The organism is Pseudodesulfovibrio tunisiensis, from assembly GCF_022809775.1.
Lineage (GTDB): Bacteria > Desulfobacterota > Desulfovibrionia > Desulfovibrionales > Desulfovibrionaceae > Pseudodesulfovibrio > Pseudodesulfovibrio tunisiensis.
The window spans coordinates 1,260,503-1,273,658 of record NZ_CP094380.1 but is presented as its reverse complement, the minus strand read 5'-3'; the positions used below and the strand labels follow the sequence as shown (position 1 = coordinate 1,273,658).

Here is a 13,156-nt window from a genome sequence, read left to right as displayed (position 1 = left end):
AATTATTCCCATGAATAATCCCGTAATGCGAATGAGGGAATGATTTTTCCAAAAAATTTGACTTCCCTCTTGGCAACCGGGCTGCGTCAGGGCAAAGTTGAAAATCCTATTCACCCCAAACTGGAGCGAAGAATGACTATTGCAGAGGGTTCCAGCCCGATGGAAATTCGGGATAAAGTGGGAAGCAGGCTACAGGATTCGGTGAACGCTCTTGTGCCGTGGTTCTACGAGAACATGCCGGAATACTATTTCCGGACCCATGGCGAAGAGGAGCAGATACGCCATCTCATGGGCATTGTGTCCGGACTGGTGCGTGAAGACAGGCAGGCCATTGCCCTGCACAGCCCGTGCGGCACCAAGGTGACGCACATCACGCCCGGCGGAGACATGAAGGCCCTGGTACAGGTCCTGGAGCCGTACATCGATCGCGATATCCAGATCGCGCGAATCTATTCCAGCCGGGACGACTCGTTGCGTCTGGACACGTTGCTGTTCGGTCCGCAGCCGCAGTGCGCCACGGACGGCGGCAATTTTCGGGCCGCGCTCGCCGAACTGGCCGGCGAGCAGACGAGTCTGCCCGGCGACACCGGCGAGTTCGAGCATTTTCTGTCTTCGGTTTCCGAGGATTACGTGGAAAAGTTCGATCCGCAACGGGCCGTCCGCCACTTCAACACCTGCGGCTGCCTGATCGGCAGGGAGCGGGTTCAGGTCATGCTGGAAAAGGACGTGCACCCGGGATTCGACAGGATCAGCGTGGCCATGGCCAATCCGCCGCGAAGGGCGCTTCTGCTGCGCATCATCAAGGTGCTGGCCTGGGAGAGCATTCCCGTGGATCGCGCCTATGCCGACGAGTTCGAGCTGGACGGAAACACCGTGGCCATCATGAGCTTCTATCTGAACCGGGAGCGGATCGACATGGACCCGCAATCCGAAAGGTGGCTCAGGCTCGAACGTCAGCTCAAGCTCGTCAAATGGTTCGCGTTTCACGGCCTTGAAGCCCTTGCTTCGGAAAACGGCTGGGAACTCGGCAAGGTCATGCTCATGCAGGCGGCGTCCGAGTTCGTGCATCAGTTCCTGATGCGCAAGAACATCCATGCCTACACGTCGAGCCGCATCGTCTACACCATCCTCAAGCATCGCGAGCTGGCGGAAAAACTGTTCGGCTACTTCGACGCCCGGTTCAATCCGGAGATAGCCGGGGATCGGAAGGCCCTGATGCTCGAGCGCAGGAATGCGGTCCGGCAGGCTCTGCGCAATGTCGGGGATCAGGTTGCGCGGGACATTCTCACCTATGTCTACAAGTTCTTCCGCTATACATTGCGGACCAACTATTACCTGCCGGAAAAGGCGGGGTTGAGCTTTCGGCTGGACCCGCTGATTCTTGCGCCCATGCCCAGAGAGGAGCGCCCTTACGGCATCTACTGTTTTCACGGTCCCTACAGCTTCGGCTTCCATGTCCGGTATCGCGATACGGCGCGCGGGGGCGTGCGTGTGGTCCGCACCTGGAGCCAGGAGCAGTTCGAGCTGGAGTCCAATCGGCTCTTCGACGAGGTTACCAAACTGGCGAGCGCCCAGCAGATCAAGAACAAGGACATTCCCGAGGGCGGTTCCAAGGCCGTGATCCTGCTTGGTCCGGACGGGGACATCGATCTGGCCGTCAAGAGCATGGTGGATTCCTTTCTGGACCTCATTGCCGTGCCCGAGGATGCCGAGGGCTTTGTGCAGCCCGGCGTGGTGGACTATCTGAATCGGGAGGAAATCATTTTCCTCGGCCCGGACGAGAACATCACTCCCGCGCATATCCAGTGGATGGCGGACCGTGCCGAGCGGCGCGGATACAAGTGGCCGTCCGCGTTCATGAGTTCCAAGCCGGGCGCGGGCATCGCGCACAAGCAGTACGGCGTGACCAGCGAAGGCGTGGTCGTGTTTGCGGACGAGGTGCTCAAGACCCTGGGCATCGACCCGAAGCGCGATCCGTTCACGGTCAAGATCACGGGCGGACCCGCCGGAGACGTGGCATCCAACGTGGTCAGGATTCTGTTCCGCGAATACGGCGACAACGCACGCATCGTTGCCATGACCGACGGGCATGGCGCGATTTTCGATCCGGACGGTCTGGACCGGCGCGAACTCCTGCGGCTCATGGACAAGTCGCTCAAGACCGCGGACTTCGATCCGGCTCGGCTCAAGAGCGACAGTGCGTTCGTGGTCTCCACCAACGACCCGGACGGTGTGCGCATCCGCAACGAGCTGCACAACATCGTCGTGGCCGATCTGTTCATTCCTTCCGGCGGCAGGCCGGATACCATCAATGCCTCGAACTGGAAGGAATTCCTGCAACGCGACGGCACGCCGTCGGCCCGAGGCATCATCGAGGGCGCGAACATCTTCATTTCGCCGGATGCGCGCCTGCATCTGGAAAAGGCGGGGGTGCTTGCCGTGCCCGGTCCTTCGGCCAACAAGACCGGCGTGATCTGCTCCTCCTACGAGATTCTGGCCGGACTCGTGATTTCCGAGGAGGAGTTCATCGGCATCAAGGACGAGTACGTGGCCCAGTTGCTGGACATTCTGCGGCTGAGGGCGCGTTCCGAGGCCCGGACCCTGATGCGGGAATACAAGCTGGCTGGCGGTCGCAAGAGTCTGATCGGGCTTGCCTTCCAGATTTCCCGGTCGATCATCTCTCTTGCGGACAGGATTGCCGTGATTCTGGACAAGGGGCTGGAAAAGGTGGCGGACGATCCCCGGCTGTGCAACGAACTCTTTGCCTATTGCCCGGCCGTGCTGGTGGAAAAGTATGGAGAGCGTCTGGTGAACGACCTGCCGCGCAAGCATCAGCTTGCCTTGCTGGCCTCGTTCATTTCTGCCAAGATGGTCTATCAGGAAGGAATAGGCTGGGCCGAGAATCTGACGAATGTGCGTGACGTTCGCGACGTACTGTTCAGCTATCTCGAAGAGGAGGATCGCGTCGGTGCGCTGGTCGAGGAAATCCGGAAGGCCGGACTGGCCGACGAGGACGTGATTGCGGAAATTCTGGAAAGTTCCGGACGCAAGCATCTGACTCTGGCCCGCCTCGGACTCGCATAACCCGGGCGGCATTCGGACCGTATCAGGCCCGTGTCCCGCCTCCATTACGGGAGAAGGGACATGGGCCTGTCTTTTTGCAACGACGATTCCCTGTTGCGGCGCGAGGTGGCACGCGTGGCCGAGGACCGTGCCCGACTGGGGCTGAACGGTCTGGTCGGCGGACTCGAGTGCGTGGTGATCAACACCGAACCTGACCGGCAGAAGGCGGCGGTCAGGGAACTGCTTTCCTCTACCGGACTGGAATTCGACGGCGCTTTCGAGGCTCAGGCCGTGCGCACGGCCGTGCTGCGGCAGGATGGAGGCGCGGATTTTCTTGTCACCAGTCGCAAGGGGCTGGATAATCCGTTCCGTGCCGTGAATCCGGCTCCGAAGAGCGAGCATCTGCCGAACACGCGACTGGAAACCTTCGTGTTTCAGTGTCCGCAACTTGAACGATACGTGGACATCCAGAAGGAGCGGGGAGTCCGCTTTCTCACCGAAGGCATTGTCGAGACCGATGCCTATCTCTTCATTCAGACCGAACCTTCCTCCTTTACCGGCAATTCCCTCGGGTTCATCAAGTGGATTGACGGCAGGGAAGGGAAATACCAGTGGGAAGGAGCTGCGCCTCTGGTTTGGCATCTCGGGAAGCCGGACCGGCCGCACCTGGCCGACATTCGTGAACTGGATCACGCGGCCACGCGGGTTCGGGCCGAGGACAGGGACAAGGCCATCATCGAGTTCATGGAACTCACCAACTACCATTTCGACTTTTCCATTTACGTGGAGTCCCTGAATTCCATCACCAACGTGGCGCGCCTCAGCCATGATGACTACGCCATGGTGTTCACCTCGGGCATCAAGCCGTTTCAGTCCGCGGACGAAGCCGGACCGACCGAGATGTTCATTCACAACTATGGCACGCGCGTGCACCATCTGGCCTTTCGAACCGAGAATATCGAGCGGACCCATGCGGCACTTGCCGAAGATGGCATGGAGTTTCTCGTGGACCTCGTGGGATCGCCGGAAGAGGGCTTGAAACAGACTTTTTCCGTTCCATTTGAAAATACGCTTCTCGTCAATGAATACATCCATCGCTACGGGGAGTTCGATGGTTTTTTCACCCGGAGCAATGTGACGCTGCTGACCAAGGCCACGGAAAATCAGTGAAGTGGGAAAAATAAGGATTATAATCTTTGCTGCAAAGGTGTGGGCGTGGTATGCGTGAATGCGTGAAACCTGACAGCAAGGAGTCTTCAATGCCGGAGAGAAGCGGAGCCGTCGCATTCATGGGCAACGGATTGACCTTGGTGGGACCGGAAATCAGTGTTGGCGATAATGCGCCTGATTTCAGTGCCTTGGATACGAATTTGAATGACAGGACCCTGAAGGATTATGCCGGTCGCGTGCTGGTGATCGCGTGCGTGCCGTCCTTGGATACACCTGTTTGCGACATGGAAACCAGACGGTTCAACACTGAGGCCGCAGCCCTTGGCGATGATATCCGGATTTTGACCGTCAGCATGGATCTTCCCTTTGCTCAGGCACGCTGGTGCGGGGCGGCGGGCGTGGATGCGGTCGAAACCCTTTCCGATCATCGGGATGCCAGTTTCGGGCTGGCGTGGGGCGCTCTGGTCAAGGAACTGCGTCTTCTGACACGGGCCGTTTTCGTGGTGGATCGCAAGGGAGTGGTGCGGCATGTCCAGTATGTTCCCGAAATTACCGAGGAGCCGGATTACGAGGCCGCTCTGGAGGCTGCCCGAAAGGCCGCTTCCTGACGAGACTGTTCCGGATTGACAATCCCGACCAATGAAGTTACATATATCATATATGAGTGACTAGTCATGTGAGGAGACCATGTCGAATATGGCTTGCAATGAAACGGAAAAGCACGCGGTCAATGTGGCCGTGGTCAAGGACCAGATGCTTTCGGAAAGAAATTTCCTGTTTCTGGCCGAATTGTTCAAGGCGCTCGGAGACTATACACGCGTGCGCATCCTGTTTGCCCTGTCCCAGAGTGAACTGTGCGTATGCGCGCTGGCCGAGGTCCTTGAAATGTCCCAGTCCGCGATATCCCACCAGCTTCGGCTGCTCAGGGCGGCCAAGCTCGTGAGGTACCGCAAGGAAGGAAAAAACGTGTTTTATGCTTTGGATGACGAGCATGTGCGCAATCTGTTGACGCAGGGATATGACCACATTCTTGAGGAGGGGTGATGAACCCCTTTTTTTGACCTTTGATATGAACAAGTGTTCATTTGTAGCGAGTGGGTAGGTGAAAAGCATGGAAATGATATACCTTGTTGTTTCGGAGTCGTGGCATGTGCTTGTGGATGCCGCTCCATATGTTCTCTTCGGCTTTTTCGTGGCCGGACTGCTCAAGGCGTTCGTACCCGACTCGTTCATGAGTCGACATCTTGGCGACAGCACTGTCGGGTCGGTTGCCAAGGCTGCGGTCATTGGCGTGCCGCTACCTCTGTGCTCCTGCGGCGTGTTGCCCGCAGCCCTCGGGTTGCGGCGGCAGGGTGCGAGCAAGGGGGCCACGACAGCCTTCATGATTTCCACACCCGAAACCGGGGTGGATTCCATTGCCGTGACCTATGCGCTGATAGATCCGATCATGACCGTGATTCGGCCCGTGGCCGCATCGGTGACCGCGCTTGTCGCGGGAGTGCTCGTGAATCTTTTTCCGGAAAGGGAGCCTGAACCGATTCCCCTGCAACATCTTTCCGAGTCGCATGACCATTCCGGGTGCGGATGCAGCGGGGGATGCAGTCGCGGACTCGCTGAGTTGGAGGTACCTCTTTCTCCATGGCGACGTTTTCTGGGCGGCATGCAGTATGCGTTCGGGGAAATGGTGCAGGACATCGGACGTTGGCTGCTGGTCGGCGTGGTGCTGGCCGGAATCATTTCTGCGGTCATTCCGGAAAATCTGGTCGGGGAGTATCTGGGGGGCGGATTCCTGTCCTACGCGGCCATGCTGGTGGTGGCGCTGCCGTTGTATGTGTGCGCCACGGCCTCCACGCCCATTGCCGCCTCTCTGTTGCTCAAGGGGGTTTCTCCCGGAGCCGCGCTCGTGTTTCTGCTGGCCGGACCCGCCACCAACGGCGCGACCATTACCGTAATGCTCAAGACGTTGGGCAAGCGCGCTGCCGGGCTGTATCTGCTGTCCATCGTGATCTGTTCGCTGGCACTGGCCTGGGCCACGGATCGGCTTTACGCCCATCTCGGGCTGGACATCCGGGCCGTGGTGGCCGAGGCCGGGGAGACCCTGCCCGAATGGCTGGGCGTGGCTAGTGCCGTCCTGCTGCTTGGCCTCATAGGCTGGGGAATGGTGGGCAGACGGCACCACTGACAGGAGATGAATTGCCGATGACAGTCAGGCGGACCGGTTTCCCGACCGGGCCGCCTTTTCTTTCCTTGGGCTGCGTGATACACATTGCGCCAGCAAAACAGGGAGATATGGGATGAGGAAACTGATCTTCGCCTTGGCGATGCTGGGCGTGCTGTGTTTCGGGTCCGATGCCGGGGCGGAAAACGTGAAAATTCGGTTCGGGATACTGCCTGTTCTGGATACGCTGCCGCTTCAGGTCGCGGTTCGGGATGGCCTGTTTCAGGCGCATGGTCTGGACGTGGAACTGGTGCCGTTCGCCTCGGCTCTGGAGCGCGACACCGCCATGCAGGCCGGGCAGCTCGACGGATATTTCGGCGACCTGATCGCCACGTACATGCTCATCCAGAAACAGGTGCCCATGTACATCGCCCTGACTTCCTGGCGCACCAGACCCGGCAATCCCATGTTCGGCATTGCCCTGTCTCCGGCCAACAGGGACGCGCAGCTCGATTCGCTCAAGGGCGTGAAGATCGGCTATTCCCGCTCCACCATCATGGAATTCCTGCTGGACAAGATGGAGGCGCGCCTTGGTGTGGGAAAGGGGCATTTCGAGCGCGTGGAGGTCAAGAAGATTCCCATCCGCATGCAGATGCTGCTCACCGACCAGCTTGGTGCATCCCTGCTGCCCGAACCGCTTCTCTCCCTTGTGCGGCTCAAGGGCGGCAGCGTGATTGCCACCTGCGACGAACTGGATGTCCCCCTGACCGTGCTCTGCCTGCACAAGAGGTATTTCGACAACGGGGCAACGCAGTACAGCGCATTTGTGGACGCGTACGCCGAGGCCGTCGAACACATCAGGGCCAATCCCGAGAACTATCGCCGGCTCATGGCGGAAACCTGCCGCATTCCCAAGCCGCTTGCACCGAAATTTCCGGTCTATGATTTTCCGCTTCCGGCCATGCCTTCGGATGCCGAGCTGGATGAAGTGGAGCAGTGGATGGTGGCGCACGGCCTGCTGGAGCGCGAACTGCCCAATGAAATGGTGCTTGCGCCGGTGCTGCCGTAGATCATGCTGGCTGTCAGGAATGTGACCAAGGCGTACGCCACGGGGCGTACCGTGATCGAGGATTTGTCCTTCGACCTCGGACCGGACCAGACTCTGGCCGTGGTCGGACCGTCCGGCTGCGGCAAGACGACTCTGCTCTACATGCTGTGCGGGCTGTCCCGTCCCGATGCCGGAAGCATTGCCCTTGCCGGTGGTCCCGTTGACGGAACTGCCGGAGATATTTCCATCATTTTGCAGGACTATGGTCTGCTGCCGTGGAAGAACATCGCGGAAAACGTGGCTCTGGGACTCAAGATTCTGGGCGTGCCGCGCAAGGAGCGCATGGCGCGTGCCATCGAGCAGCTTGAGGAACTGGGCATGGCCGGGCGCGGCAAAGATTATCCCGCCATGCTGTCCGGCGGCGAACAGCAGCGGGTGGCCATTGCCCGGGCTTTCGTGACCCGGCCCCGGCTCATGCTGCTTGACGAGCCGTTTTCCTCGCTGGACGCGCTCACTCGCGAACGGCTCCAGAAGACCATGCTCGACGTGTGGTCCCGGCGCAGGGTGCCGTACGTGCTTGTCACGCACAGTCTTGAGGAGGCCGCTGTCCTTGGCCGCCGCATTCTGGTGCTGTCCCGCAGACCGGCCCGGCGTGTGGCCATGTTCGAGAATCCGGGGTTCGGCGACCCGGACATCCGCGACACCGAAGCGTGTTTCAAGTTGCTGCGCGACTTGCGGCATACCGTGGAGGAGTTGTGGTGAACCGGCTGAAATCGATTTTTCGCTACGGCGGCGTGATTCTGGTCATCGGTCTGCTCTGGAAGCTGGCCGCCATGAACATGGGCGCGATCCTTCCTCCGCCGGAGGATGCCGGAATCGCGTTTGTTCGTGCCATGGGCACCCGGATTTTCTGGGAGCATTTCTGGGTCAGCGCCTATCGCGCTGTGGCGGGCATGGCCATTGCGTGGATCGTGGCCTTTCCGCTCGGGCTGGTCATGGGCAGCGTCAAGCGTGTGGATGAGCTGCTGGCCCCGTTCGTCTTTCTGACCTATCCCATTCCCAAGATCGTGCTGCTGCCCGTGCTGCTGCTTCTCCTCGGATTGGGGGACAGCGCCAAGATCGCCATGATCGTCATGATTCTGGGATACCAGATACTCGTCACTACCCGGGACGGCGTGAAGAGCGTCCATCCCAAATACTGCGACTCGGTTCGTTCGCTTGGTGGCACGCGGCGGCATGTGCTCATGGAAGTGCTGGTGCCTGCTGCGCTGCCGCATGGATTCACTGCGCTCCGGCTGGGAACCGGCGTGTCGGTCGCCGTACTGTTTTTCGTGGAATCCTTTGCCACCACCCGGGGGCTTGGATATATGATAATGGACGCCTGGGGCGCCATGGATTATGTTACCATGTTCAGCGGCATTCTGGGCATGAGCCTGCTCGGCGCGGCCCTGTATGAATGCGCGAACCTGCTCGAGCGGCGTGCGTGCCGCTGGATGTTCATGAGAGGAAAGCATTGATGTCGGAGGGAAAAGCCCTGACAACCAAACTGGAATTCGATGACGGACGGCTGGCCAGCCAGTTGTTCGGACCGCAGAATACGCATCTGAAACTGCTGGGTGAACGGCTGGATGTGCGTGTCGAGAGTCGCGGTGCGACCGTGATCATCCGCGCCGAGGACCATGATGCCGAGGCCCGGGCCGAAATCGCGGCCAAGGTGCTGACGCAGCTCTACGCCATGATTCGGGCCGGAAAATCCGTGTATGCGCAGGACGTGGATTTTGCCTGCCGCGTGCTGGAGCGGCAACCGTCTGCGGATGTGGGCAATGTGTTCAAGACGGATTTGTTCGCCGGAACCGCGCGCAAGGCCATTGCGCCCAAGTCCCTGAATCAGCGCGAATATCTTCAGGCCATCCGCGAATCGGATCTGACCTTTGCGGTCGGTCCGGCCGGAACCGGCAAGACCTATCTGGCCGTGGCCATGGCCGTGGGGGCACTCAGCCGTCGCGAGGTCAAGCGCATCGTGTTGACCCGTCCGGCCGTGGAGGCCGGGGAAAAGCTCGGGTTCCTGCCCGGGGACATGGCCGAGAAGATCAACCCGTATCTGCGTCCCTTGTACGACGCCCTGCACGACATGCTGGATTTCAACAAGGTCGGGGAATTGCAGGAGACCGGGGTCATCGAGGTCGCGCCTCTTGCCTTCATGCGCGGTCGCACCCTGAACGATGCGTTCGTGATTCTGGACGAGGCACAGAACACCACGCCGGAGCAGATGAAGATGTTTCTCACCCGGCTCGGATTCGGTTCCCGTGCCGTGGTCACCGGCGACGTGACCCAGATCGACCTGCCGAGCCATGCCCGGTCCGGGCTGCTCCATGCGCGGCGCATTCTGACCGATGTGAAGGGCATCAGCTTTGTGGATTTCGACGACAGGGACGTGGTGCGGCATCCGCTCGTGGGCCGTATTGTTCAGGCGTACGACAGGTTCGAGGAACGCGGGGAATAGCGCATGGAACGTGCCTATCGAGTGCTGCGGGAAACCTGGATCGACCCGGAGTTTCCCCTGTCCCGCAACGAACTGCCCATGGTGCTGGATGCGATTCTGGAGATGCTGGATCTGGAGGAGACCGCCTTCACCCTCAAGCTGGTCGACGACCGGGAAATAGCCCGGTTGAATCGCGAATTTCTGGGCTGCACCGGTCCGACCAACATTCTCAGTTTCCCTGCCGATCCGGATGGGGAAGAGGAGTCCCTCGGGGAACTGGCTCTTTCCGTGGATACGCTGGCCCGTGAAACCAGATTGTACGAGCAGGAGCCGGTTGTCCATCTTGCCCGGCTGCTGGCGCACGGCCTGCTGCATCTTGCCGGGTACGATCACGGAGACGAGATGTATGCGCTTACGGATGCGGCCGTGGATCGCGTCCTGCTGGAATTTGCCGACTGATCAAGGAGATAGCCATGCCCGCGTCCGCACGTCACGGTATCCGAGGAAAGAATCTTTACGCAATTCTGTTTTACGGAGTGATCGGAGCGGCCATGGCCATCGGTCTGCTTGCCTTTTGGGGCGTGCGCGAGATTCGGCATGATGCCGCCTCCATTGCCGTGGAAAGCTCGGGTCGTGGAGTGGCCGGGGCGGTCAACGTGCTCATGAGCGCAGTCAGTCGGACCGATGCGGACCTGGGCGGACGCGAACTCGTCAATCTGGAAGAGAAATATCTCAGGACCAAGTATCAGGCCATACTCAAGCGGCATCAGACCTTGACCGGAATTACGGTAGCAGATGCTGCCGGACTGGTCTTTTCGTTGGCCCGGGGGCCGGAAGGGTTGGTCGAAGGCGTGCGGTCGACTGACGGCAAGACCATGTCGTGGCGCGTTTTTCGCGAGGGGGCGGACGTGCGGACGCTTTCCGGCAATGCGGCGGAAAGGGAACGCGTGAATCGGGTTCTCGTCGAGTTGTTTCGACAGCTCAAACCCGGGCAGATCAACTGGTCCAGCGCCTATCGCATCCATCGGGGAGGGGAGTCCTGGGTCTCCGCTTCCCAGCTCCTGCCGCTCAAGGATAACGAATCGGACGTGATGGTGTCCTACATGTTCCCCGTGGACGTGGTTGCCAACCAGCTCGCCCATGCGGAGCGGGGGAGTGCGGAAAGCATCTTCCTTTTCTGGAACAGCGGAAAGATCATGGAAATTCCGCTGAACGGCGACGCCGAGATAGTGGGAGAGCGGGCTGCGCGGGCCATTGCTCCGGACGATGCCGTGAATCCAGCCGTGTCGCGGGCCGCAAAACTGCTGGCCGCCCGTCGCACGGACCGGCTTGCGCCCTTTGCCTTTCGTCTGGACGGCAGTATCTGGTGGGCGGACCTTGAACCCCTGTCCGTGTTCGGGGATACCATGTCCGTGGGCGTGATCATGCCGCAGAAGGCTGCGGTCTCCACGCTGACCAGCGACAATTTCATTGCCGTGTTCAGCGCGCTTCTGGCTTTGGCCGCCGGGGTGGCCCTGTTCTTTCTGCATCGCAACCGACTGCGCATCGAGGCGCTGGGCCAGCGCCAGCACATGCCCGTGACAGCCGAGGACGTGCTGCATCTCATTGCCGAGGGCGAGTCCTCGCGGCTTGAGTTCAAGCAGACCCTGCGTTTCAATGTCAAGGCAGGCAAGAATGGCAAGGAGATCGAGTATGCCAGCCTCAAGACCGTGGCCGGATTTCTCAATTCCGAGGGCGGCACCCTGCTGGTGGGCGTTTCCGACAATGGTGCGGTCACGGGGCTGGATGACGACAAATTTGAAAACGATGACAAGGCGTTGCTGCATTTCAACAATCTGCTCAATCAGAGCATCGGGGCCGAGTTCGCCCGCTACGTGAATACCAAGGTCATCGAAGTGCAGGGAAGCAGGGTGCTGCGAGTCTTTTGCGTTCCGGCCCATTCGCCTGCCTTTCTGAAGAAGGGACAGATTGAGGAGTTCTATGTCCGTTCCGGGCCTGCCAGTCGGACCTTGTCCCTGAGCCAGTTTTACGAGTGGTTGCAGAATCGTTGATGCGCCAATTGTGTCGAGTCGAAGCGGAAACAGCCTGTTTTGCCGTCCCTGATCTTGCTTTTCCGGTATTTTGAACGTCATATCTGTTGCCGGTGCGGCCGGTTCCGGCTGTTCTGCCGATTCCCGGACTGCGCAGAAGCGCGGATCATGGCGCGTGGCGTGGCATGATCCGTATTTCCTCCCTACTCATTTCTTTACATTCATCCGATTATCGGCCAGACTTCATCCCTTCTTCCAATATTGGAAAATGACAATGGAGAGACTTAGACATGGCCAAGCATTTTCTGACGATTCTGGACATTCCCAAGGACGAGGCCCGGCAGGTTCTGCTCCGCGCAAAGGAGATGAAGGACAAGAAGCTCCGAACCGACCTGTTGGCGGGCAAAACCCTGCTGCTCATTTTCGAAAAGGCCTCCACCCGAACCCGCGTCTCCTTCGAGGTCGGCATCCGACAGCTCGGCGGAGACCCGGTATTCATTTCCTCCCGCGATTCCCAGCTCGGGCGAAGCGAGCCGCTTGAAGACACGGCCCGTGTGCTGGAGCGATTCGCGGACGGCCTTGTTGTCCGAACCTTTGGCCAGAAGAAACTCGAAACGCTGGTGGAGTACGGCAATATTCCGGTCATCAACGCCCTGACCGACGAATACCATCCGTGCCAGGTCATGAGTGACATGCTGACCATGTACGAGCGCACCCCGAAGCTGGAACAGCTCAAGGTGGCGTGGGTCGGTGACGGCAACAACATGGCCCATTCCTTCATTAATGGTTCTGCATGGTTCGGCTATGAACTGCGCCTTGCCTGTCCCGAAGGATATGACCCTGACGGCGAGATCGTGGAAAAGGCCCGTTCTCTGGGCGCTCGCGTGACCTTGACCCGCGATCCGGCCGAGGCCGTGGCGGGAGCGGATTACGTGAACACCGATGTCTGGGCGTCCATGGGCCAGGAAGAGGAGCAGAAGCTTCGCGAGGCCGCGTTCGCCGGGTACATGATTGATGAAGCCATGATGGCCAAGGCTGCGGAGAATGCCAGGTTCCTGCATTGCCTGCCTGTGCATCGGGGCGAGGAAGTCTCCGAGGCCGTGTTTGAAGGTCCGGCTTCCATCGTGTTCGATCAGGCCGAGAACCGTCTGCACATGCAGAAGGCGATCGTTGAATGGATTTTCAAGAATTAATCGGATATATAG

The 13,156-nt window shown here is 59.7% G+C and carries 12 protein-coding genes; all 12 read left to right on the top strand.

Annotation, left to right across the window (positions count from 1 at the left end; translation table 11 throughout):
• Positions 1-132: 132 nt before the first annotated feature.
• The 12 genes from MPN23_RS06400 (at position 133) to argF (ending at position 13,144) form a co-directional block, all read left to right on the top strand.
• Positions 133-3,084 carry an NAD-glutamate dehydrogenase domain-containing protein gene (locus tag MPN23_RS06400; RefSeq protein WP_243546870.1) on the top strand — a complete coding sequence of 984 codons (2,952 nt, stop codon included), beginning with the start codon at positions 133-135 and terminating at the stop codon, positions 3,082-3,084.
• Positions 3,085-3,144: 60 nt separating this feature from the next.
• Positions 3,145-4,233, top strand: a complete 1,089-nt coding sequence (locus MPN23_RS06395; protein ID WP_243546869.1) for a hypothetical protein — start codon at positions 3,145-3,147, stop codon at positions 4,231-4,233.
• An 89-nt stretch (positions 4,234-4,322) separates the two neighbouring features.
• Positions 4,323-4,841, top strand: coding sequence for a thiol peroxidase (tpx, locus tag MPN23_RS06390; protein WP_243546868.1), 519 nt, complete (start codon positions 4,323-4,325; stop codon positions 4,839-4,841).
• A 79-nt stretch (positions 4,842-4,920) separates the two neighbouring features.
• Positions 4,921-5,277, top strand: coding sequence for an ArsR/SmtB family transcription factor (locus MPN23_RS06385; protein ID WP_243546867.1), 357 nt, complete (start codon positions 4,921-4,923; stop codon positions 5,275-5,277).
• A gap of 67 nt (positions 5,278-5,344) precedes the next feature.
• Positions 5,345-6,415: an SO_0444 family Cu/Zn efflux transporter gene (locus MPN23_RS06380; protein ID WP_243546866.1), complete on the top strand. Its 1,071-nt coding sequence runs from the start codon at positions 5,345-5,347 to the stop codon at positions 6,413-6,415.
• A 112-nt stretch (positions 6,416-6,527) separates the two neighbouring features.
• Positions 6,528-7,460 carry an ABC transporter substrate-binding protein gene (locus MPN23_RS06375; RefSeq protein ID WP_243546865.1) on the top strand — a complete coding sequence of 311 codons (933 nt, stop codon included), beginning with the start codon at positions 6,528-6,530 and terminating at the stop codon, positions 7,458-7,460.
• A gap of 3 nt (positions 7,461-7,463) precedes the next feature.
• Positions 7,464-8,201, top strand: a complete 738-nt coding sequence (locus MPN23_RS06370) for an ABC transporter ATP-binding protein (protein ID WP_243546864.1) — start codon at positions 7,464-7,466, stop codon at positions 8,199-8,201.
• A gap of 5 nt (positions 8,202-8,206) precedes the next feature.
• Positions 8,207-8,956, top strand: coding sequence for an ABC transporter permease (locus tag MPN23_RS06365; protein ID WP_243547358.1), 750 nt, complete (start codon positions 8,207-8,209; stop codon positions 8,954-8,956).
• Positions 8,956-9,942, top strand: a complete 987-nt coding sequence (locus tag MPN23_RS06360) for a PhoH family protein (RefSeq protein WP_243546863.1) — start codon at positions 8,956-8,958, stop codon at positions 9,940-9,942. The genes MPN23_RS06365 and MPN23_RS06360 overlap by 1 nt, the downstream gene beginning before the upstream one ends.
• A gap of 3 nt (positions 9,943-9,945) precedes the next feature.
• Positions 9,946-10,380 (top strand): rRNA maturation RNase YbeY, encoded by a 435-nt coding sequence (gene ybeY / locus MPN23_RS06355; RefSeq protein WP_243546862.1) that lies wholly within the window; start codon positions 9,946-9,948, stop codon positions 10,378-10,380.
• Between the two features lie 14 nt (positions 10,381-10,394).
• The gene (locus MPN23_RS06350) at positions 10,395-11,972 is read left to right on the top strand and encodes an AlbA family DNA-binding domain-containing protein (RefSeq protein ID WP_243546861.1); all 1,578 of its coding nucleotides are present in this window, start codon (positions 10,395-10,397) and stop codon (positions 11,970-11,972) included.
• Between the two features lie 269 nt (positions 11,973-12,241).
• Positions 12,242-13,144, top strand: coding sequence for an ornithine carbamoyltransferase (gene argF, locus MPN23_RS06345; RefSeq protein ID WP_243546860.1), 903 nt, complete (start codon positions 12,242-12,244; stop codon positions 13,142-13,144).
• Positions 13,145-13,156 lie beyond the last annotated feature (12 nt).

What these genes read in the sequence shown, in the direction of transcription:
- ybeY (WP_243546862.1), top strand. Translation starts at nt 9,946, where the DNA reads ATGGAACGTGCCTATCGAGTGCTGCGGGAAACCTGGATCGACCCGGAG.
- MPN23_RS06375 (WP_243546865.1), top strand. Translation starts at nt 6,528, where the DNA reads ATGAGGAAACTGATCTTCGCCTTGGCGATGCTGGGCGTGCTGTGTTTC.
- argF (WP_243546860.1), top strand. Translation starts at nt 12,242, where the DNA reads ATGGCCAAGCATTTTCTGACGATTCTGGACATTCCCAAGGACGAGGCC.
- MPN23_RS06380 (WP_243546866.1), top strand. Translation starts at nt 5,345, where the DNA reads ATGGAAATGATATACCTTGTTGTTTCGGAGTCGTGGCATGTGCTTGTG.
- MPN23_RS06370 (WP_243546864.1), top strand. Translation starts at nt 7,464, where the DNA reads ATGCTGGCTGTCAGGAATGTGACCAAGGCGTACGCCACGGGGCGTACC.
- MPN23_RS06395 (WP_243546869.1), top strand. Translation starts at nt 3,145, where the DNA reads ATGGGCCTGTCTTTTTGCAACGACGATTCCCTGTTGCGGCGCGAGGTG.
- MPN23_RS06350 (WP_243546861.1), top strand. Translation starts at nt 10,395, where the DNA reads ATGCCCGCGTCCGCACGTCACGGTATCCGAGGAAAGAATCTTTACGCA.
- MPN23_RS06400 (WP_243546870.1), top strand. Translation starts at nt 133, where the DNA reads ATGACTATTGCAGAGGGTTCCAGCCCGATGGAAATTCGGGATAAAGTG.
- tpx (WP_243546868.1), top strand. Translation starts at nt 4,323, where the DNA reads ATGCCGGAGAGAAGCGGAGCCGTCGCATTCATGGGCAACGGATTGACC.
- MPN23_RS06360 (WP_243546863.1), top strand. Translation starts at nt 8,956, where the DNA reads ATGTCGGAGGGAAAAGCCCTGACAACCAAACTGGAATTCGATGACGGA.
- MPN23_RS06385 (WP_243546867.1), top strand. Translation starts at nt 4,921, where the DNA reads ATGTCGAATATGGCTTGCAATGAAACGGAAAAGCACGCGGTCAATGTG.